We start from the raw sequence: 19,914 nt of genomic DNA on the forward strand, positions 1-19,914 counted from the left end.
CTGTAAAAAGTGGAAAATGTTTTAATTGTCAGTAATTCAAGCGGAACTATGGCAATCATTTCTGATCTTTTGAGAAGTGAATCTTTTGGAAAGATAACTCTTTCTCAGAGTGCATCAGAAGCACGTCGCTGTCTTTCTGAATTTGATTTTGACCTGATAATAATAGATGCTCCTCTTCCTGATGAAAAAGGCGACGATCTTTCCATGACTGCTGCAGAAAAATCCAGTGCCGGAATCATTCTTATAGTTGATTCTGTAGATGCTTATGAAACTGCTGCCACAGTGGAAGAATACGGCGTGTTTACGGTTCCAAAACCTGTCAGTCCGGAATTTTTTTATCATGCTGTAAAACTTTTAAATGCAAGCCGTAAGCGGGTACAGTTCCTTGAAAACGAAAACCAGAAGCTTCAGAAAAAAATAGAAGAAATTCGTCTTGTAGACAGAGCAAAGCTTATTTTGATTCAGGTGTTAAAAATGACTGAACCTCAGGCTCAGCGGTATATTGAAAAACAGAGCATGGATTTAAGGCAGACAAGACTTGTAACCGCTGAAAATATTTTACGTACTTATGAACGCTAGATTTTTATTTTTTATATTTTTGTTTTTTACCGGAAGTTTTTGTATGGCTCAAAAGTATACTCTCAGTCAGGAAGAACAGCTTGAATCAGAATTTTACGAAATGCAGATAAGTGATGAATTATTTGACCGCATGAAAGGAAAATCTTTTAAGGAAAACTGCACGGTTCCGAGGGAAGATTTACGCTGCCTTCATCTTCTTCACTGGAATTTTGCCGGAGAAGTATGCGAGGGTGAACTTGTCTGTAATAAAAAAATTGCACAGAAACTTATTTATATTTTTAAGGAACTTTATAAGGCCGGTTACCAGATAGAAAAGATACGGCTTGTAGATGAATATGATGCGGATGATGAGCGGTCCATGGCAGATAATAATTCTTCATGTTTTAATTTCAGGTTTATTTCGCATACGACAACAGTTTCAAAACACGGAGCAGGGGTGGCTGTAGATATTAATCCCCTTTATAATCCTTACGTAAAAACCGTTAACGGCAGGCAGAATATAGAACCTGCAAACTCTGCTGAATACGTTGACCGAAAAAAAGACTTTGAACATAAAATAACCCACGATGATTTGTGCTATAAACTCTTTACACAGGCAGGCTTTGAATGGGGCGGCGACTGGACTTCCTGCAAAGACTGGCAGCATTTTGAGTATTTGGAATAGTAAAAAAAAATAGTTACTATTTATGCCACATTATTAAACCAGCCATAATGCTGAACTGACATATCTACAAAATGATTAAGCAGCAAATTGATTTTTGAATCAAATGCTTCTTTATCAAAGCTTTGCGGTAAGTCGGCATCAAGCGAAGAAATGATTGCATCTTTTACGGTTGTTGAAGCCTGTTCATCTTTATACCAGTCTACAACAAAAAGATTTTGTTTTTCTTCTGTGAGTTTTTTATAGAGATTTTTTGCAGCAAGCTTAACTTTCTGTTCTTCGTCTTTTGTGAGTTTTCGTCCTTTTATAAGAAGGTCAAACATTTCCAGTTCTTCTTCAGTTAGGCCTTCTGTTTCTGCACGCTTATCTTCGTTTTTCATGTCTTCAATAAGCTGTAAGAGCTGCTCGTAATAATCTTCGTTTTCACTGCCACCAGCATTGTATTGGTCAATGATGTTTTTGAAGCGTTCACTGAAAGATATACGGGTTGTATTTTTGTTAATCATAATCTGCAGCATCTTCTGGATGAACTCTTTCATATCATCAATTTCAATGGCTTTGTACTGTGCTTTGTGTATTTCTTTGCGAAGTTCTTCTACATTAACTTTTGAAAGATCTATCACTTTGAATTCGTGAATAAGATAATTGTCGTCACCCTGAACTTGTTTCAGGGTCTTTCCATCGGGAGATGCTGAATCAAGTTCAGCATGACATGGTTTTTCTGAACTGACTGATGTATCAAGCAATGCCTGCATTCTGGCCTTTGCACGATCAAGTTTTTCATCATCAACATTATTGTTCATCAAATCATTCAGATATTTTAACGGCTTAAACTTTTCGTTCTGCCAGCCCATCTCGAAAATCTCTGGTTTGCTTGCTTCGTAAAGATTAAGCATTGTATTTGTAATAACGCGGAACTTTTCTTTGCCTTCATCTTTCTGATAAATTATTTCCAGAGTATTTCGCAAGGCTTCAAGTTTTTCTAAATCTCCGGGAAGTTTATTAATTTCATCAAGACTGATATCAAGTTCGCTTAAAAATTCGTCTGCTTCATCAATACTTTGTCCAATCAAGTCAAGAAGATATTCAATATCTTTTGCAGGGAACTCATCTCCATCATCGCCGGTTGCATAATCTGTAAGGGCCTGCTGCATGTATTTAAATACATTTACATAATCTACAATGATACCGCTTGTCTTTCCGGGATAAACACGGTTTGCTCGGGCAATTGCCTGCATAAGAGTATGGCCTTTCATAGGCTTATCAAGATAGAGCGTAGAAAGATTTGGAACATCAAAACCTGTAAGCCACATTGCACAAACAAAAACAAGCTGCAACGGATCATTTTTATCTTTGAAGCGGTCTTCAATATCTACTCCATCTACAATCTTATTCATCTTGTCGCGGTGAGGTTTTATGTTTAGCCCCTGTTCGGCAAACTTCTTTTCTTCGTCTGCATCTTCAGAAATGATTACAGCCATTTCTACATTGTTCATGTAATCCAGGCGGGCTGTAATTTCATCCCGTTCTTCTTTTGTGGCAGCACTATTTCTGTCCTTTATAAGCTGTTTCTTTTCTTCTTCCCAGTAATGCTGAACTTTGTCGTACATTTTTACAGCTGTAAACTTATCTACAGAAACAACCATTCCCTTTCCAAGAAAACCACGGCGAGGAAAATGATGAGCAATATCTTGAGCAATTTTATCAAGACGTTCATCGCGTTTTAGGACTTCAATTATCTTGCTGCCGGAGTCTTCCAGTTTTTTGATTTCTTCTTCATTAAGATTTTCATCTTCAATAATGTCTACAATATCATCATCAAGGAAGTTATTTGTAAGACCGACTTCAGGCACACGGCGGCTGTAGAACAAAGGAACAGTACTTCCATCTTCTACCGACTGTGCAAAATTGTATTCAGAGACATAATCACCAAACCACTGGTTCGTCAGGCGTTTTGAACCAAGCAGCGGAGTTCCTGTAAAGGCAATAAAGTTTGCATTTGGCAAGGCGGTGTGCATGTTTTCCGCAAGATCTTTGTACTGGGTTCGGTGCGCTTCATCAATCAAAACAAAAATATCATTACGCTCACTGAGAACAGGATATTTCTTTCCTTTATCATAACGGAATTTATGAATCATAGAGAAAATGAATTTCTTGTTGCTCTTAAGATATTCACGCAGCTGTTCCGAGTTTTTAGGCTGACATTCTTCTTTATTTCCGATAACTTCTGTGCGTACAAAGTTTTTGTAGATCTGAGTATCAAGGTCTGTTCGATCCGTAACAATAAAGAACGTAAAGTTTCCCTTTAATTTGCGGGCACATTTTCTTGCAAAGAAAACCATGGAATATGACTTACCGGAACCCTGAGTATGCCAGAAAACACCAAGCTTTCCCCTAAGTTCTTCGCGGCGTTCAACGTTTTGCATAAGGTTATTAACACCAAGGAACTGATGGTTCTTTGCTATAATTTTGACTTTCTGATTCTGGAACAAAATAAAGTTTTCAATATAGTCAATTAAATGTTCTTTTTTACAAAGACCACGTGCAAAGTATTCAATTGAAACTCCTCGTTCTTTTATGTCCTTGCGGTTTGGTTTTTCGTTTTCACTTTCGACTTTAAGCCATTCAAAGAAAAATTCGTAATCAGAATTCCATGCACCAAGGCGAGTTTCCAAACCATTACTCAAAACACAAATCTGATTGAAGGCGAAAAGGTTCGGGATATCTTTTTTATAATCTGTAAGATTCTTATTAAAGGCTTCTTCTATTTTGATAATGGCATTTTTAAGTTCAACAAAAACAAGAGGTAACCCGTTTACAAAAATGATTACATCAGGCCTGCGCCAGTAATACTGTCCCTGAATCCACATCTGGGAAACAGCGGTAAAAATGTTGTTTTTAGGATTTTCAAAATCAATGAGTTTAACAAAATCAAAAGTTTGCCTGCCATTCTGCTTGAATTCAACTTTGCGGCCGTTTCGAATCAAATTGTAATTGTCGTAATTGGTCTTTACCATGTCGCTGCCGGTAAAGTCGCGGCACAATTCGCGGATTACAGAATCAATATTTTCGGAAGGAATATCAGGATTAATTTTGTAGAGAGCTTTTTTTACAATTTCCGGCAAAACACATTGTTTCTTTGAAGTTCGGTTTGTTGCATCAGGTTGTTCTTTAAGATTTGGATTTGAATCACACTGAATAAAATCATAATTCAGTTCATCGCTTTTAAGAATATTTATTAGAGAAACTTCAATGTCATCTTCGGTAATGTAATTTGCCATAAACTGTTACTCCTACCATAACCTGATCAACTTATACAAGAATGCATTTTTATATAATTTTGTTTTGCCAACTTTTTCTTCAATCAGAATCCCAGCTTCTGTCAGTTCATGCAGATACTTGCTTGAAGTGTTTCTGCTGATGCCAAGCTTTTCGCAAAGAAATTCATTTTTGGTATAAAAATCAAAAAACAAATGCTCAACAAGTTCCTGTGAATAAATCTTTGGACATCGCTCCTTTATCAGACTAGATGCATCATTCATTGTTTTCATAAAGGAATTTATAAAATTTAGAGTAAAATCTGACATTTCATAAACTCCCTGAATCATGAACAGAACAAAATCTTTTATCTTTGATAAATCCTGTTGTGTGGAGTTTAATAATTCATAATATTTTTTGCGGTTCTGGTTTATATATTTACTTAAATACAAAATCGGAATATCAAGTTTTTTTGCTAGAGTTAAATAGAGAATGTTTATCATTCGGCCTGTTCGACCGTTACCATCATAAAACGGATGAATGGATTCAAACTGAAAATGAATTACCGCCATTTTTAAAATTGCATCCGTATCTTCCAGATCTTTGATGTTTATATATTTTTCAAGATTTGTAAGATAGTCAGAAATTTCTTCATAATTCTGTGGCGGAGTATGTAGTGTTTCACCAGTCTTTGTATTCATAATCACTGTACCCGGAAGCTTTCGTAAATCTCCTGCTTCCGGTTCAACAATGTGGTGAATTTGAATTATATGATTTACGCTCAAAAATCCATTTTCTTTTACAAGATTATAGCCTTTGAGCATTGCCTGACGATAATTCAAAACTTCCTTTGATGCGGGATTTGTTTTTGAATAAGACATTTCCTTAAAGATTTCGTCAAAAGTAGTAACAATGTTTTCTATTTCTGAAGATTCCTTAGCCTCGCCTAATGTAATGGCATTAAAAATAACATAAGGATTTGGCAGCAAATTAATTGCACCATTAAGCTGTCCAAGTTTATGATTGGCATTATTAAGAGCCTTGAGAATCTGAATATCGTCAAAATCAATATTATACGGAAGTTTAGTCATTAACTCTATTTTCCGCCTGTTTGTGCATATTGTCAAGATATGCACAATATTTTTTATATTTTGTGCATGAAGTGTATATTTGCACAAAATAGGGGAAATTTTCCTCTAATTTCCCCTATTTTCCCTTATTTCATACGTTCTATTTCGCAAAAACGATAAATTTTCAATTTTGCGAAACGGATTCATACAAAAATATCTCTCAGTTCATCAACTTACCATCAACTTAAATTATTACGATTACAACTATATCTAGTGTTACTTTTGGAATATTCTTTAATAAATACCACTAGAAATAAAAAACTATCAACTTACCGTCAACTTAACTATTACGCCCAGCTTGGAACATAACTTTTATATCTTGGAGCTGTTGTTTCATCAAAAACCTTTATAAGATTTTTAGAAACAGCATCTGCAATTAATCGAGAGATAATGGCTTTATTCTTTTCTTCAATACCAAATCTTTCTCTTAAAGACTGATTTGTTAAATGCTCTCCTTTTAGGTATTGCAAGCATGCATGCAAATAAACAGACCATAATTTATCTTCTGTTGAAATATTATTAAAGGAAAGATTTGAGTAAAGAATTACTCTAGTATTTTCTTCATATAAAACAATTTTAGGCGCTGGTAAATGTTTTAATTCACATTCAATAGTTATACGATCCCAACCAGAACCTAATTCTTCACATAATTTTAATCTTCTCATTAATGAAGAAAGAGCTTCATTTCTTGATTTTGGCGGATTATCGATAATTCGCTTAATATCAATGAGAGGTGTACCAGGATTTGTAATTTCAATTCTATTTCCAAAAATTTCTACTAATGGTGCTGAACCTGGTATTGTAAAATCCTGGTGTATAAGAGCATTTGCCATAATTTCGCGAAGAGCAACCATAGGATATTTTGTTACAGTTTTTCGTACAGACTCTGTAATTACTTCTTCAGATGGTAATAAAGCCTCTAAATATTGCATTAAACCTTCAAAACCTACCGCATATCCTTTATGCCCGCTATATTCCTTCAAAATTCTAAGTTTTGTGTCATCTTCATACTGAATAAGACGAATTGCTTTTCTACTGACTGAAGGAAAATCTTCTATTCGTTTTGCAAAAAGTAATGCCCCTAAATTTGTAATAGAATATAACCCATTATCTTGTTTTACTACGATTTTATCTTCTAAAGCATAATGCAAAATTCCATCCTGATTTGATGGTACAGTAATATTTTGGAGTTCAAAATATACAGAGAAATCTAATAATGAAAAAATATCTCCTTTTTGTAATTCAGGTTTTGCAGCTTGTGTTTCAAAATTTGTAAGTCGAAGCTTATCCCAAAGTTGAGCTTCCTGTGTAGGATAATCTCTAAGAGGTTTTGTATATGAACCGATTCTGATATATGAATCTTTTTTAAATGTAACTGGTTGGCCTGTTGTCCTTTTTATAACAAGTACTACGATTTTTTTACCTTCAATTTCTGTGTCTTCAAATTCGAAATCGGCATTTTTTGAAAGAAGATTTCTGAGCCAACTTTCTATTTCTTGATTCCCATTCAATTTTGAAAAACGATTATAATTTGTTCCTTATAATTTCATGATTTGTATCATCAACACCCCAAATCATATAGGCCTGATCTTTACCACGATAAGTTGCAGAATTTGCCAAAGCGCTTATATCTTTACCAATCATTTCTGGGTCAAAATTATTACACTTAAATTCCAACCAATCAGTTTCATTCGGGAGAGAAACTAATTGTTTAACCAGTAAATCTAGATTTTCCATAACTATTTTACCTCCAGTTTGCCGCTCATCAGGCGTGGTAACAACAGATTACGCTGTTGGGTTAGGATTGTTATTTGTTTTCGCAGATTTCTTATTTTTGCATAAATCACTTCTTGTTTTTTACCAAATTCAGAAATAATCGAGTTTTCCGGTACTAATATTTTGAAATTTCTCATAAAATCTAAGCCTAGAAATTGCTGTGTTGAGCCATTTGTTTGAGCTGAAAATAATTGTTGGCAAGAATCACTTGTTATTAAATAATAAAGATACATTGATTTTTCAATTGTCTCAGGTTTAAAGATAATCATATTTTTGACACTAAATTCTCTGTCATACTCTACTAAACAAGAATTTCCAACAGTTCCAATATTACTGAATAATATATCTCCAGTTTTTAATCCACTTCGTTTTTTGATTTTTTCGTGATCTTCAATACTAATATTATATGGAATGGAAAAATCTATTTCACCTTTTTTTACAGCTTTTCCAGTTACAAGCGGAATGCCTTCCTCAACTTGTAAAGGTGTGTCATGAGTGCCATCTGTAATCTTACAATAATTTGATAAACGCTCTACCTTCCACCCCTTAGGAATTCCATTTTCAAACTCGGTGGTTTGCCAGCCGGGGAAACGGAAGCGGACGAACCATTCTTTGTAGAGTTCGCTGGCGGCGGTTTGCAGGGCTTCTATCTGCTTTTTGTAGTTTTGTATGAGGTTGTCGTAGGCTGATAGTATTGAGGCGATTTTTTGTTGGGTGGGGAGAGGTACGTATGGAAAATTAAACTTTCCAAATACACGGGCATTCATTCCTGGCTGTGCAGAACCACTGATATAATTATTTACAAAGCCATACCACAATTTGCTTTTTAAAACATATTTGACATATAGAGGGAATAGTTTCTTTTTATCGTAATTAAATCTTATCAAATATGATGCAAAAATAAAATTTTTAAATGAATCATCTACAATCAAATTATATCCTGTTGTTGCACCAGTTCGTGCAATCAGCAAATCACCATCAGTAATCATATATTGGGCTTTCTTTTCTTCGGGTATTTTGCAAAATGGAACAGTTTCTTTTTCAACAAAATAAGGAACAATATCAGTTATTCGTAAATACTTGCAATCACCATTTTCAAAAGATGTCTCATCTGCAGTGTAGCCATATTGAGTAGAGTCTATAAAATTTTGGAATTTAATATATTCTGTTTTCATTTTCCTAATTCTCTTTTATAAATCCCAAATCAAGTTCGGGATGACAGTTTTCACAGAGACGCCGTTAGGCGGCTCAAATCCGTGTGACAATTCTACCCGCCTGAATTTAACTAAACAACGGTTCTATCTTCCAATCAGCAGGGAACCCCATTGATGGTAATTGCTCTGGTCTTACCATCTTCATAAGTTCCTTTAAGTCCGCCACAAACGTATTATTAGGATTACAAATATCTAAAAAATTTTTAATAATACATATCGCAGCATAAACTCGGTTAGGATTGGGCCAAGAGCTGACCCAATTGCCTTTCTGCGGAACGACAAAAAGTGGTGTTGTTATCAATTGACGGGAATAAAGTCGCCCATGATGAGCACATATGTTTCTGACTGTATTTATCACTTGAAACCAAGTTGCAAGTTTGTTACCATCAGCTTTTTCAAAACCAAAATAATTGCAGATGCTTTCTTTTTCTGCAAGCTGAGGCTTCATATTCTTAAAGAATTTACTTATCGGTCCAAAACTAGAAGTTTCAAAAATCATCCATGCAGGTGGATTCGGAGATTCTGGATATTTCGTTTCATAATGATTTTTAAATTCTTCAGAAGCCCTGTTCCAATCGCTCTGTAAAAACGAAAAATCAGAATTGAATGCATTCTGGCTTTTAAATAAACGGTTGTTCAGATACCAAGTTGCACCCAATGTCAGAGAAACTAGTGTCATGCGAGTTTTTAATGCAGTCTCTATAAAACTTATGCTAGAAAACAACAAAGTTCGCAATTTTAGATCAAAATTATAATCATTCCAAATATAAGACCATTTTACATTTGGCAAAAACGGGGAATTAAGAACGGTATTATCTTGATATGGATATGTATAGCCACGTAATTTATAATAATTTATGGATTGAAATATCTCCGTCAATTCTTTTTCTGAAACTTCTTGTAATCCATTTGAAATTAGTTTATGCGCCAGGTATTTAGGTGTTCGAGGTGGTTTTGAAAAAATCATTTTGTCCTCCTGATAGAAAACTCAAAAGGGCAAAAAAATAACCCCACGTGAGACGCATTGTTAAGAGGCGTGCAGGGTCTTGTTACCCTTAATATATAACCATTATTTAAAATTGTCAATTTCTCTTTCATTCCCCAAACAACTCCTTCAAATTATCTGCAATCTGTTTTTCGAGAGTTGCGGCTTCTTTGCTTAAAGTTTCAAGTTCGTTGTTGAGGCCCAGCATTTTGGCTTTGAACTCAGCTTCGGTCATGCCATCGTCTTCGATTACAACTCCTACGTAGCGGCCGGCGTTGAGGGAATAATCCTGGTCGTGGATGCCGTCTTCGCCTTCTATGCTGGCTGCTTTGCAGAGGCCTATTACATCGGTGTAGGTACCGTCCGGAAAGCGTTCGGTGAGCCAGTCTATCTGTGCCTGCCAGTAGGCTTTTGTTTTTACTTCTTTATCCTCGCTGGCTTGAGGGGCTGCTTTAAGGGCGGCGGTGTATTCTGCTATGAGGTCTTTAAAGGCCTGTGTGTCGCCGTTGTAAAGGCGTGTAATGATTCCAAGATTTTTTATCTGCTCGTCGCTGAACTTTCTGTGAGCGCGGTCTACCTGGGTAAAGATTGAGCGGGCATCTATAAAAAGGATTTTGTCTTTCTTCTGCTCGTCTTTAGTTTTCTGTTTGTCGAAGAACCAGAGGGTTGCAGGAAGGGTAACGGAAGAAAACATATTGCTTGGAAGAGTTACCATCTGGCTGATGATTCCTTCTTCTATCATCTTTTTGCGGATTTCGAGTTCTGAACCGCCGGCATCGCTTGCAGAGTTTGCCATAACGAGGGCTGCTTTTCCTGTAGCGTTGAGTGAGCTTGCAAAATAACTTATCCAGAGATAGTTTGCATTTGGAACTGTTTCTTTTTTGTCGCTGCCTTTTTTGGTTGTTTTGGATTTATTCTTTGGAACGCCGTAAATGTTAAAGCGCGGGTCGTCTTTTACTTTGTCGTATACAACTTCGTCTACGTTGAATGGCGGATTTGCCATAACGTAATCAAAGTTGCCTACTGCATTGTGAGGGTCAGAATAGAAGGAGTTTGCTTCTACGATTTCGCCGCGGACGTTGTTCAAAAGAAGATTCATTTTTGCAAGCTTAACGGTGTCGGGTTCTTTTTCTACGCCGTAACAGCGGAACTTCATTACTTCATCAGAAGCTTTGTTGTGGCGGTGCATAAAGCGGGCTGCCTGAACAAACATACCGCCCGAACCACAGGCAGGGTCTAAGATTTTCTTTTCGCCATTTTCCGGCTGGAGAACTTCTACCATATAGCGGACTACGGTTGCCGGCGTATAGAAGGTTCCGCCGTCTTTTCCTTCCTGAAGGGCAAACTCGCCAAGGAAGAATTCGTAGATTTCGCCAAAGAGGTCTACGCTGATATTTTCCGGAATATCCATAAAGATGCGCATGATGTTGGAAAGGAGTTCCGGTTCTTCTTCGGGCACAAGCTGACCGTACACTTCTTTTGGAAGAACTCCGTCCATCTTTTCATTTTCGCGTTCTATGGCTTCCATCGCCTTTTTTACGAGCGTTGCTTTGTTTGCATCATCGGGCGCGTCGTTGATTGTTGTGTAATAGGCTTCTGGGGGAAGGTAAAAACCGCAGTATTTGATTGAAATATCTTTTATGGATTTTTCGGCTCGTGTGCCTTTTGATTTATTGTATTCTGCTTCTATTTCTGCTTTGTGCTGTTTATAAAGAATGTCTGCATAGCGAAGGAAGATTAAGCCTAAAATAGGCTGTCCGTATTTATTTGCTGCTAAGTGGGCGCCTGCACGAAGAACATCAGCGGCGTGCCAGAGGTTGTCTTTTAGGGTTTTGAGTTCTGAGTCAGTCATATGCGGCTATTATAGCATTTACATTTAGAAGTTTATAGGTAATTCTGTGTTTGTATAACAGACTGGCAGCATTTTGAGTATGAATAAAAAAGCCGCGGAATTCTTTTATGAATCACGCGGCTATCAGTAAGCACAGGTTTTTACAGCTGTTTATTTAGCTGAACCTGCTCCGGAATATTTGTATGCAAATTCTGTAATGTCTACAAGTTCATTTGCCGTTGCACCGAATTTTTCTGCAACTTCGTATACACTGATGCGGGTTGGATTTCCTTTAGCGTCATTTTTGTAGATTATGCGCTGAACCAGAGTGTTTGTATGATTGTAACTCTGGATTTCTGTAAGTACATTGTTTGCATCATAGCGGTATACCTGTTTAGATGCAGTTTTTTCAGGAGCTTCTTTTAAATCAATCTGAATGATTTTTCCGGCATCATTGTAAGTATATGCTTTGCTTGAAGAAAAACTTCCGTCACCGTAATAGGCTGTTTCTTCAACAGTTTTTCCTGAATCATCTGTTTTATAGATTACGCGGGAAAGAAGTGCGCCGTTACCGTCATAGTAGCTTTCTGTAGTTTTGTTGCCTTCATATTTGTAGATTGTTTTTCCGGTAAGCTTGTCTGATGCATTGTATTCAGATTCAGAAGCAAGATTGCCGTCACTCTGATAAGCATAAACTGTTTTTGTAATTACAGTTCCGTTGATGTCCGTATAGCTTGAAGAAAGAAGGTTGCGGCTGATGTCATAAGTAAAAGTTACTGTATTTGTAAGCTGGTCCTTTGAATCATAAATAGAGATTGAAGTTTCAAGCCCTGTGTTGTCAAATACATGTACTTTTTTAGAATTTACAGAGCGGAAGTAGTCACCGAATTTTGATGCAACGGAATACTCTGTTTTTGTGTAGGAATTGATTTTTCCGGACGGAACGAAAGACTGGTCCAGAGAAAATGCGTTTATGGTGCAGAATGCAACGGCAGCTGCAAGAAGTATCTTTTTCATATATCCTCCAAAAAAGTATTTAAATATATTCTACTCGAATATCGGCAGATTATAAAGTTATTTTAACTTTTTCGCTGTTTTACTTTTTGCTTATTTTTACAAAGCCATTTAATTTTTCCACTTAATTTTTATTGTAATTTTCTATAAAATGGATGCATGGATTTTTTCGAACTGCAGGCATTCTTAAAATTAAGCCAGAAATTGCATTTTGCAAAAGCGGCATCAGAAGTTAATTTAAGTTCTTCTGCATTAAGTCGTCTTATTACCCGTCTTGAGGAAGAGACAGGTTCGGTTCTTTTTGACAGAAATAATCGTGAAGTTTCTTTGACACAGGATGGAATCAGGTTTGCTGAATTTGCATCTAAATGTCTTGAAGAAAAACAGGAACTTCTTTTTGATTTTGAACACAGGTCAGATGAAGTAAGGGGAATGCTTCATGTTTTTGCCAGCGTTACAGCCTGTTATTCAATTATGCCTCCTTTTATCCGCGAACTTTCGGAAAAATATCCGCACATTCAGCTTTCCATAGAAACAGGAGACCCTGCTCTTGCAATTCCTGCAGTAAAGGAAGGAAGGGCAGAACTTGCCGTAGCAGCCATTCCTTATGAAAACAAACTTGAATTTGACACCGTTCACGTAAGCAGAAGCCCTCTGGTTTTTGCCGCAAGCTGTGACGGTCCCTTTACAAAAATATCCGGCAGTCCTCAGGACATAGTTTCTTCAGTTCCGCTGATTCTTCCAAAAGCAGGTCTTGCCCGCAGAAGATTTGATTCCTGGGTAAAGAGCCGTAACGTTAAGCCGGTAGTTTCTGCAGAAGCAGAAGGTAATGAAGCCGTAATGGCACTGGCTGCCCTTGGAGTAGGAATCGGGCTTGTTCCAAAGATTGTTCTTGATTATGGTCCGTACAAGGAAGGATTTGTTTACCACAGCGCCGGAAATGCACTGGGCTATTATGATATTGGTTTTGTTCAGAAAGCTCAGGTTACAGGAAGTGAATCAGTAAGACGCGTAAGGGCTGCCGTTACTGAAATACTTCACTCCCTGGATACCTTATAAAATCAGACTTTGAATTTTCCCAGCTGACCCGTCATGATCGTAACATTGTCCTGTGTCTGAGTAGACAGGGTAGAAACGTTCTGAGTTGCACTGTTAATCTGTTTTGCCCCGGCAGCCATTTCATCCATGCTTCCGAGAATTGTGTCTGATATCTGAGAAACTTTCTGCATGTCCGTAGAAGCATTTTCTATGCTTGAAGACATATCAATGGATTTTTCCCTTACTTCAAGAGACTGGTCTTTCATTGTTCCCAGAGAATCGAATACCTGACGTGAAGCAGTTTCCTGTTCAGCCATGGCACTGTCAATTTCTTTTATGATTGTATTTGTAGAATTAAGGTTCGTTATGATTTCCTTAAACGCAGCCTGGGATTCCTGAGAAAGAGTTACTACATCTGTAATGGAAGAAGAAATTCCTTTAAGCTCAGCATTGATGCTCTTTGACTGTTTGCTTGAGTCTTCTGCAAGTTTACGGATTTCATCTGCAACTACGGAGAAACCTTTTCCGGCTTCACCTGCATGGGCTGCCTCAATGGCGGCGTTCATTGCAAGAAGGTTTGTTTCTGAAGAAATCTGGCTGATTATCTGGTTTGCCTGCATAAGGGTTTTAGACTGTTCGGAAATCTGCTGTACTTTTTCGTCAACTTTTGCAAGTTTTGTATTGCTGTTATCAACAGTTGTATTGAGGAATCCGAAGCTTTCAGCCATTTTCTTTACTGAGTTGGAAACGGAATTAATGTTACCAAGCATTTCTTCAATTGCTGCTGAACTTTCAGAAATACCGTCTGTCTGTTTTTCAATGAGTTCTGCAAGGGTCTTTCCGTTCTGAGCACTCTGGTCAAGAACGATGGAAGTATTGCTTACTGCTTCTGACTGGCTCTTTGCCTGATTCCTTACGCCTTCAATGTTTGCCATAATCTGTGCGGTTGCGCTTGCAGATTCATGACTGTTTGTACCGAGATCATTTACTATTCCTGAAATAGAAATCTGTGCAGCGTTAAGGTCTCTTATTATGTCATGAAGCATTTCAATAAATTTGTTTACGCCTTTACTGAGATGTGAGAATTCATCATTGCCTTTGACTGGAAGACGCATGGTAAGGTCTGCATCTCCGGAAGAAAGATTATCAATGGCGGACTGAACTTTTTTAAGCGGCCGCTTCATTTTGATAACGATGATGGAAATGAGAAGGATGAGTATGGCAACCGTAAGACTTCCCATTATGAATGACAGGGTTGTAAAAATTGATTTTGCAACGTGATCGATTATGGATATGGGTCTTCCTATATAAAATGTGGTAAGGAAGTTTCCGTTTTTATCAAATGCCGGAAAGTAATAGGAAATATAGCTTTTTCCGTTGATGACATTTTGAAGGGCAACCGGCTCTCCTTTTTTTACCTGCGCAATTACATCTGAATCTGCATGAGTTCCCTGCATGCCTTCAAGGGATGTAAGAACGCGTTTTGTATCGTCAAGAATTGTTGCATCGCATCCTGTGTAATCCATGACGGTTTTAATCAGTTCTTCATCTGCAGCATTCTTCTTTACGACTACGGCTCCTATTATGTCTCCGCTGTCATTTCTGACTGGTGTTGAAGAAATAGCCCAAATTTTTTCTCCGATTTTTACAAGGTCTCCGAATGCAATTCCTCCTAAAGCTTTTTTTACGAAGGTTTTGTCATTTTCGTAGCCGTAGTTTCTTGAGGAAATTTGAACACCGGTGTTGTCATAGAAAATACAGTCTTCTACTTCAAAATAGTCGTTGATGCTTTCGCAGATGATGTTGGAAATGTCTGCTTTTGCATAGTCACCGGCTTTCTGCACCTGCTGAGCGAATGTTTCTGAGGCAAAATTGCCTATGCTTGTTACATTTTGAAGAGTATAGTCTATTTCCTCAGTCATTATTGATGCGTAATCAACGATTTCTTCCTTAAAGTATTCTTCCAGTCCTGAATAGAGTTCATGACGTGTAAAGAAGATGATGCTTGCAGAAAAAACAGTTAATGAAACTGTTAGAAATCCTAAGATGAGAGAAATAATTGACTTTGGTTTGGATGCCGTTTTCATTTTTCCTCCTGATAATTCATTTTGTAATTCCTTATTTTGTGTATGTTTTAGACTTAGCTGTTTTGAGACAGTTAATACTGAATTTATCGGACTTTTTTTTAAAAGAATTATGAAGTTTTTTTAATTCTTGTAAGACACAGCGATTTCATGTAAATTTGGGAAACTGCATGTTTTTACAGGTTTATAGGAGTTCATCATGAACAGATTTGTTAAGCGTTATTTTATTGACGCAATGAGCGGAATGGCACAGGGACTTTTTGCCTCCCTGCTTGTAGGTACAATAGTTAAAACTCTGGGAACCCAGCTTTTACGTCTCGGTACGAATGTCGTATTTAAGTTTCTTGCAGATGCCGGAACTTTTGCCAGTGATCCTCATGTTGTGGGGGCTGCAATGGCTGTTGGTATCGGTTATGCAATGGGCTGTCATGCACTTGTACTTTTCAGTCTTGTTACTGTTGGTGCTACGACAAATATTTTAGGCGGAGCAGGGGGACCTCTTGCAGTTCTTCTTATTGCAATAGCAGCTGCCGAGCTGGGAATGCTGGTAAGTAAAAAAACAAAGGTTGATATTCTTGTAACTCCGATTGTTACTATTGTCGGAGGCGTTCTCCTTGCCGTGCTGTTTGCAAAATATATCGGACTTGGTGCAAGTAAAGTCGGAAACCTTATAATGCTTACGACAAAACTTCATCCTTTCTGGATGGGAATACTTGTTTCTCTTATTGTCGGAGTTGCCCTTACGCTTCCTATCAGTTCTGCGGCCATTTGTGCTGCCCTTGGACTTACGGGGCTTGCCGGAGGAGCTGCTGTAGCCGGCTGCTGTGCTCAGATGGTGGGTTTTGCAGTAATGAGCTTCAGGGAAAACCGCTGGGGCGGACTTCTTTCTCAGGGATTGGGAACTTCCATGCTCCAGATGCCGAATATTGTAAGGAATCCGCTTGTCTGGATACCGGTGTGCCTTACTTCAATGATTACGGGACCTGTTTCAACATGTCTTTTTAAGATGGAAATGAATGGCGCTGCCGTATCTTCAGGAATGGGAACCTGCGGAATGGTTGGTCCTATCGGGGTAGTTTCAGGCTGGTATAATCCTGTAAATCAGGCTTTGAATATAAGTCCGTCTGCAATGGACTGGCTTGGCCTTTTTATGGTTTGTATTATTCTTCCTGGAGTTTTAGCATGGGCATTTGGTCTTGCATTCAGAAAGCTGGGACTTATAAAGGAAGGAGATCTTACCTTACCTGAGTAAAATCTTTTAATGCAGAAAAAAACAGGGCTGCCCGGTATATGCCGGACAGCCCTGTTTTTTTGGATCTGGTTTTAATTAGAAACCGATTACAAGTTCTTCAGAACAGCCTGAAGTATTGATTGTATCAATCAGTTTTGCCTTAAGTTCCGGATCAGTTGTGCTATTAAGTTTTGCATGAAGTTCTACAGCTTCAAGATCTGCTTTTGATTCAGAAAATTCATTCAGTGTAAGATAAACAGTTTCTACAACATATTTTTTTGCATTGTAGTAATGGAATGCTTTAAATCCGTTAACTGTCGGTCCGTCAATTGCTCCCACTGTAACAGGTTTGATTGAAGCTTCCTGCATGAAGGAAGAAAGAAGCGGTCTGCGGCAGATGATGTTTCCTCTGAGCATTACGGCTGGTTTTGCTGAATCAGAAACCCAAACCTGGCTTTTAAGAACATAAAAAGCTTTACCGTCCATTTCAATTCCATAGAAAGAAGAGTTCGGTGATTCTCCTGAACTTGAAACAAGAGTTGCTGTAGCTTCTGATGTTACGTTGAAAGTTTTTCCAGATGCGGCATTTTTTGAAGTTCCGCCGATCCATTTGATTTTTCCGTCATCAGCTTTATTCCATAAAACACAACCGTCACGGAGAATTACACCCTGTCCGCCTGCTTTTGATTCTTTGAATGCTGTTTCTTCTGCTGCTGCAAAAAATGAAAGTGCAGCTGCAGCTAAAATCATAGAAATAATTTTTTTCATTTTTATCTCCTGTTATTCTTTTTTACCGGGATTATTCCCATTCGTACTCATCAGAATCATCGCTGTCAAAGTCTACATCGTAGTCATCATATTCTTCATCTGATTCATCATCTTCGTAGTAGTCGTCATTGTCATCGTCTTCGTCATCTTCATCTTCATAGTCATACTCGTCGTCAGAATCAGAATAATCAATGTCATAATCTTCATCATACGAATTTTCAGAATACAGGTCGTTATAAACTGAATAAACTTTGTACAGATTGTCCTGGTTGAAATTGATTGTATAGTTGTCAGCATCTGTAAAAATCTGAGAAACAAGAGAAATATAAGCTTCTTTGCAGAGTCTCGGATTGTTTTTTCCTAAATCCCAGTCGTTGATAAGCTTGTCGATTACTTCATACTGAACTGCAGCATTTGTTTTTCCGCTGATGCGTCTGTAAGTTTTAATTGCCTCAACATCGTTTGCGTGATTGCATACAACTTTCTTTTCTACGTAAATATTCTGTCTGAGCTGTTTGTCATCGCGGACATAGATTTTGTAAAAATTATCTTTTTCTTCAAGAATTCCTACGATTTCAAACTTCTTGAGTTTTGTTGATGTAGGAGCAGTTGCTTTTGGTTCTGAAAAAATAAAGCAGTCTTCAAGAATTGCACCTGGCTGAGCGTTAACTGCAAGGTACCAGTCGATTGTCCAGAAGTCACCTCTTTCTTCAATATTTATGTGATAGAAAGTTTCTTCGTCTGTTTTGCCTTCACGAACAGCTTTTTTTGTTTCCGGATTTCCATCTGCATCTGTATAAACTTTTACAGTGTCACCTTTAAAAATGCAGTCAACCCAGCGCATTTTACCTTCAGCGGTTTCTGTCCAGTAATGGCTTTCTTCGTAAAGCATTACACCGTCAACAGTTGGTTTTTTTGCGTCTGCTTGTTTTGCTGAATCACTTTTTTTTGAACAGCTGAAAAGCAGTGATGCACATGTCAAAACCAGGATTACGATTTTTTTCATTTTTCTCTCCCCTAAGCCTTTATGGCAGCTGCGCAACATGAGCGTTACGGATAACAATTACAGGATTTTGAATGTAATTGCTGTTCATTCTGCCAATTTTTTAGTTTATTTTAACAGTTAAATTTATATATTCATAGTAGAAACTATTTGTTTTTATAAAGAAATTTTCTGTTTTGTTCGATAAAGTTTAAATATGAGAAGAAATAGTTTTTATTATTCAGTATTAATCAGTGTGTTCTGTGCATTTGTTTTTTTGAATGCAGCCTGTTCTTCATCCGGAAAAATTAATTCAGAAATGCCTTTAAAAGAACTTCCGGAGACTTCAGGAAGAGATCTTTTTGCAGGAAGGACTTTCTTTTCTGACAGAATATTTAATAAATATGTTTTTGGTACTGACGGTACTGTAGAAATTTATGTAGCAGATATAAACGGCAGATGGATTTTTGCAGGTAAGGACTGGTATTCGATTGATGAAGAACACTCGGTTCTCTATACAAAAATAATTTCCGTAGCAGATGCGGCTTCTTCATCAGTAAGCTCATCTCCTGAAGAATATGAGCGCAGACTGAACAGAATATTTGACAGTCAGTTTGCAGGACAGGGAATTAAGTTTTCACCAGAATCAAAAAAAGCATTCGGCGAATTTAAGTCCGGTTATGTTCGTCAGATGGCAGAAGAAACCTTTAATGAAGTTATAGAAGAGAATTTTGTTTTTGCTGATGACGGAAAATCATTTACACTTATGCAGAAAGCACCTTCATGGTTTAATCAGCATTTTATTTTTGCATCTGAGGATGGAAGTGTCACCCTGAATTCACTTACATTTAAATATACAGAATCCGGCTCGTCAGTAATTTATAACGGAAATGTAAAAAATATGACGGAAAATTCTTTTGATGTAGATTTGTACAGAATTGAATACGTATATGAAAGGAATGAAGCGGAGTGTATTGTAAGGAAATCCGGACTTTGTAAATTTGAATACGAAACAGTTTCTGATACTGTGGAAGAAGGAAAATTTATTTCCGTGAAGAAACTTCGTGTAATTGAAGCTCCAGAGGAAGCTGCTCTCCCGGAATCAATTGAAGTAATTCAGTCTGTTACTCTTACTCCGGCAGAGTTTGTCTTAGAGTAACCCCAGGAAAATTTTATAAAGAAAATTAAAAGGTATATTGACACTTTTTTTGCTTTTATATATATTATCTTCACATTCAGCAATGAATGCTCCCTTAGCTCAGTCGGTAGAGCAACGGACTGTTAATCCGTGTGTCGCTGGTTCAAACCCAGCAGGGGGCGATTAAAGGTTCTCTTTAACTAGAGAACCTTTTTTATTTTAAAC

General features: G+C 37.4%; 16 protein-coding genes and 1 tRNA gene. 6 read left to right on the plus strand and 11 right to left on the minus strand.

Annotation, left to right across the window (positions count from 1 at the left end):
- The first annotated feature begins 9 nt into the window (after nucleotides 1-9).
- Together HNP77_RS07005 and HNP77_RS07010 are read left to right on the plus strand one after the other, a co-directional pair.
- Complete coding sequence (locus HNP77_RS07005; protein WP_184652465.1) at nucleotides 10-579, plus strand: ANTAR domain-containing response regulator; 570 nt, start codon at nucleotides 10-12, stop codon at nucleotides 577-579.
- 43 nt (nucleotides 580-622) lie between these two features.
- On the plus strand, nucleotides 623-1,243 hold the full coding sequence (locus tag HNP77_RS07010) for a M15 family metallopeptidase (protein WP_221266539.1): 621 nt from the start codon (nucleotides 623-625) through the stop codon (nucleotides 1,241-1,243).
- 20 nt (nucleotides 1,244-1,263) lie between these two features.
- Here HNP77_RS07010 and HNP77_RS07015 read toward each other — a convergent pair whose 3' ends face one another.
- The 8 genes from HNP77_RS07015 to HNP77_RS07045 form a co-directional block, all read right to left on the minus strand.
- Nucleotides 1,264-4,521, minus strand: a complete 3,258-nt coding sequence (locus tag HNP77_RS07015) for a type I restriction endonuclease subunit R (RefSeq protein WP_184652467.1) — start codon at nucleotides 4,519-4,521, stop codon at nucleotides 1,264-1,266.
- Nucleotides 4,522-4,533: 12 nt separating this feature from the next.
- The gene (locus HNP77_RS07020; RefSeq protein WP_184652468.1) at nucleotides 4,534-5,589 is read right to left on the minus strand and encodes a Fic family protein; all 1,056 of its coding nucleotides are present in this window, start codon (nucleotides 5,587-5,589) and stop codon (nucleotides 4,534-4,536) included.
- A gap of 326 nt (nucleotides 5,590-5,915) precedes the next feature.
- Entirely contained in the window at nucleotides 5,916-7,139 is a 1,224-nt protein-coding gene (locus HNP77_RS07025) for an ATP-binding protein (protein WP_221266540.1), read from the minus strand.
- A 13-nt stretch (nucleotides 7,140-7,152) separates the two neighbouring features.
- Nucleotides 7,153-7,365 carry an AlbA family DNA-binding domain-containing protein gene (locus tag HNP77_RS12275; RefSeq protein WP_221266541.1) on the minus strand — a complete coding sequence of 71 codons (213 nt, stop codon included), beginning with the start codon at nucleotides 7,363-7,365 and terminating at the stop codon, nucleotides 7,153-7,155.
- A 2-nt stretch (nucleotides 7,366-7,367) separates the two neighbouring features.
- The gene (locus HNP77_RS07030) at nucleotides 7,368-8,579 is read right to left on the minus strand and encodes a restriction endonuclease subunit S (RefSeq protein WP_184652469.1); all 1,212 of its coding nucleotides are present in this window, start codon (nucleotides 8,577-8,579) and stop codon (nucleotides 7,368-7,370) included.
- Nucleotides 8,580-8,685: 106 nt separating this feature from the next.
- On the minus strand, nucleotides 8,686-9,585 hold the full coding sequence (locus HNP77_RS07035) for an Abi family protein (protein ID WP_184652470.1): 900 nt from the start codon (nucleotides 9,583-9,585) through the stop codon (nucleotides 8,686-8,688).
- A gap of 127 nt (nucleotides 9,586-9,712) precedes the next feature.
- Nucleotides 9,713-11,455 (minus strand): type I restriction-modification system subunit M, encoded by a 1,743-nt coding sequence (locus HNP77_RS07040; RefSeq protein ID WP_184652471.1) that lies wholly within the window; start codon nucleotides 11,453-11,455, stop codon nucleotides 9,713-9,715.
- Nucleotides 11,456-11,605: 150 nt separating this feature from the next.
- Complete coding sequence (locus tag HNP77_RS07045; RefSeq protein ID WP_184652472.1) at nucleotides 11,606-12,451, minus strand: hypothetical protein; 846 nt, start codon at nucleotides 12,449-12,451, stop codon at nucleotides 11,606-11,608.
- 156 nt (nucleotides 12,452-12,607) lie between these two features.
- On the opposite strand from HNP77_RS07045, the gene ilvY reads away from it, so the two are divergent.
- Nucleotides 12,608-13,507: an HTH-type transcriptional activator IlvY gene (ilvY, locus tag HNP77_RS07050; protein ID WP_184652473.1), complete on the plus strand. Its 900-nt coding sequence runs from the start codon at nucleotides 12,608-12,610 to the stop codon at nucleotides 13,505-13,507.
- A gap of 2 nt (nucleotides 13,508-13,509) precedes the next feature.
- On the opposite strand, the gene HNP77_RS07055 is transcribed toward ilvY, so the two are convergent.
- On the minus strand, nucleotides 13,510-15,573 hold the full coding sequence (locus HNP77_RS07055) for a methyl-accepting chemotaxis protein (protein ID WP_184652474.1): 2,064 nt from the start codon (nucleotides 15,571-15,573) through the stop codon (nucleotides 13,510-13,512).
- Between the two features lie 196 nt (nucleotides 15,574-15,769).
- Between HNP77_RS07055 and HNP77_RS07060 the strand changes: the two genes are divergently transcribed.
- The gene (locus HNP77_RS07060; RefSeq protein ID WP_184652475.1) at nucleotides 15,770-16,822 is read left to right on the plus strand and encodes a PTS sugar transporter subunit IIC; all 1,053 of its coding nucleotides are present in this window, start codon (nucleotides 15,770-15,772) and stop codon (nucleotides 16,820-16,822) included.
- A 75-nt stretch (nucleotides 16,823-16,897) separates the two neighbouring features.
- On the opposite strand, the gene HNP77_RS07065 is transcribed toward HNP77_RS07060, so the two are convergent.
- Nucleotides 16,898-17,569, minus strand: a complete 672-nt coding sequence (locus tag HNP77_RS07065) for a hypothetical protein (protein WP_184652476.1) — start codon at nucleotides 17,567-17,569, stop codon at nucleotides 16,898-16,900.
- A gap of 31 nt (nucleotides 17,570-17,600) precedes the next feature.
- Nucleotides 17,601-18,575, minus strand: a complete 975-nt coding sequence (locus tag HNP77_RS07070) for a hypothetical protein (protein WP_184652477.1) — start codon at nucleotides 18,573-18,575, stop codon at nucleotides 17,601-17,603.
- 193 nt (nucleotides 18,576-18,768) lie between these two features.
- Between HNP77_RS07070 and HNP77_RS07075 the strand changes: the two genes are divergently transcribed.
- Together HNP77_RS07075 and HNP77_RS07080 are read left to right on the plus strand one after the other, a co-directional pair.
- Nucleotides 18,769-19,710 (plus strand): hypothetical protein, encoded by a 942-nt coding sequence (locus HNP77_RS07075; protein WP_184652478.1) that lies wholly within the window; start codon nucleotides 18,769-18,771, stop codon nucleotides 19,708-19,710.
- Between the two features lie 88 nt (nucleotides 19,711-19,798).
- Nucleotides 19,799-19,871, plus strand: a tRNA-Asn gene (locus HNP77_RS07080).
- Nucleotides 19,872-19,914 lie beyond the last annotated feature (43 nt).

It is taken from the genome of Treponema rectale (assembly GCF_014202035.1).
Lineage (GTDB): Bacteria > Spirochaetota > Spirochaetia > Treponematales > Treponemataceae > Treponema_D > Treponema_D rectale.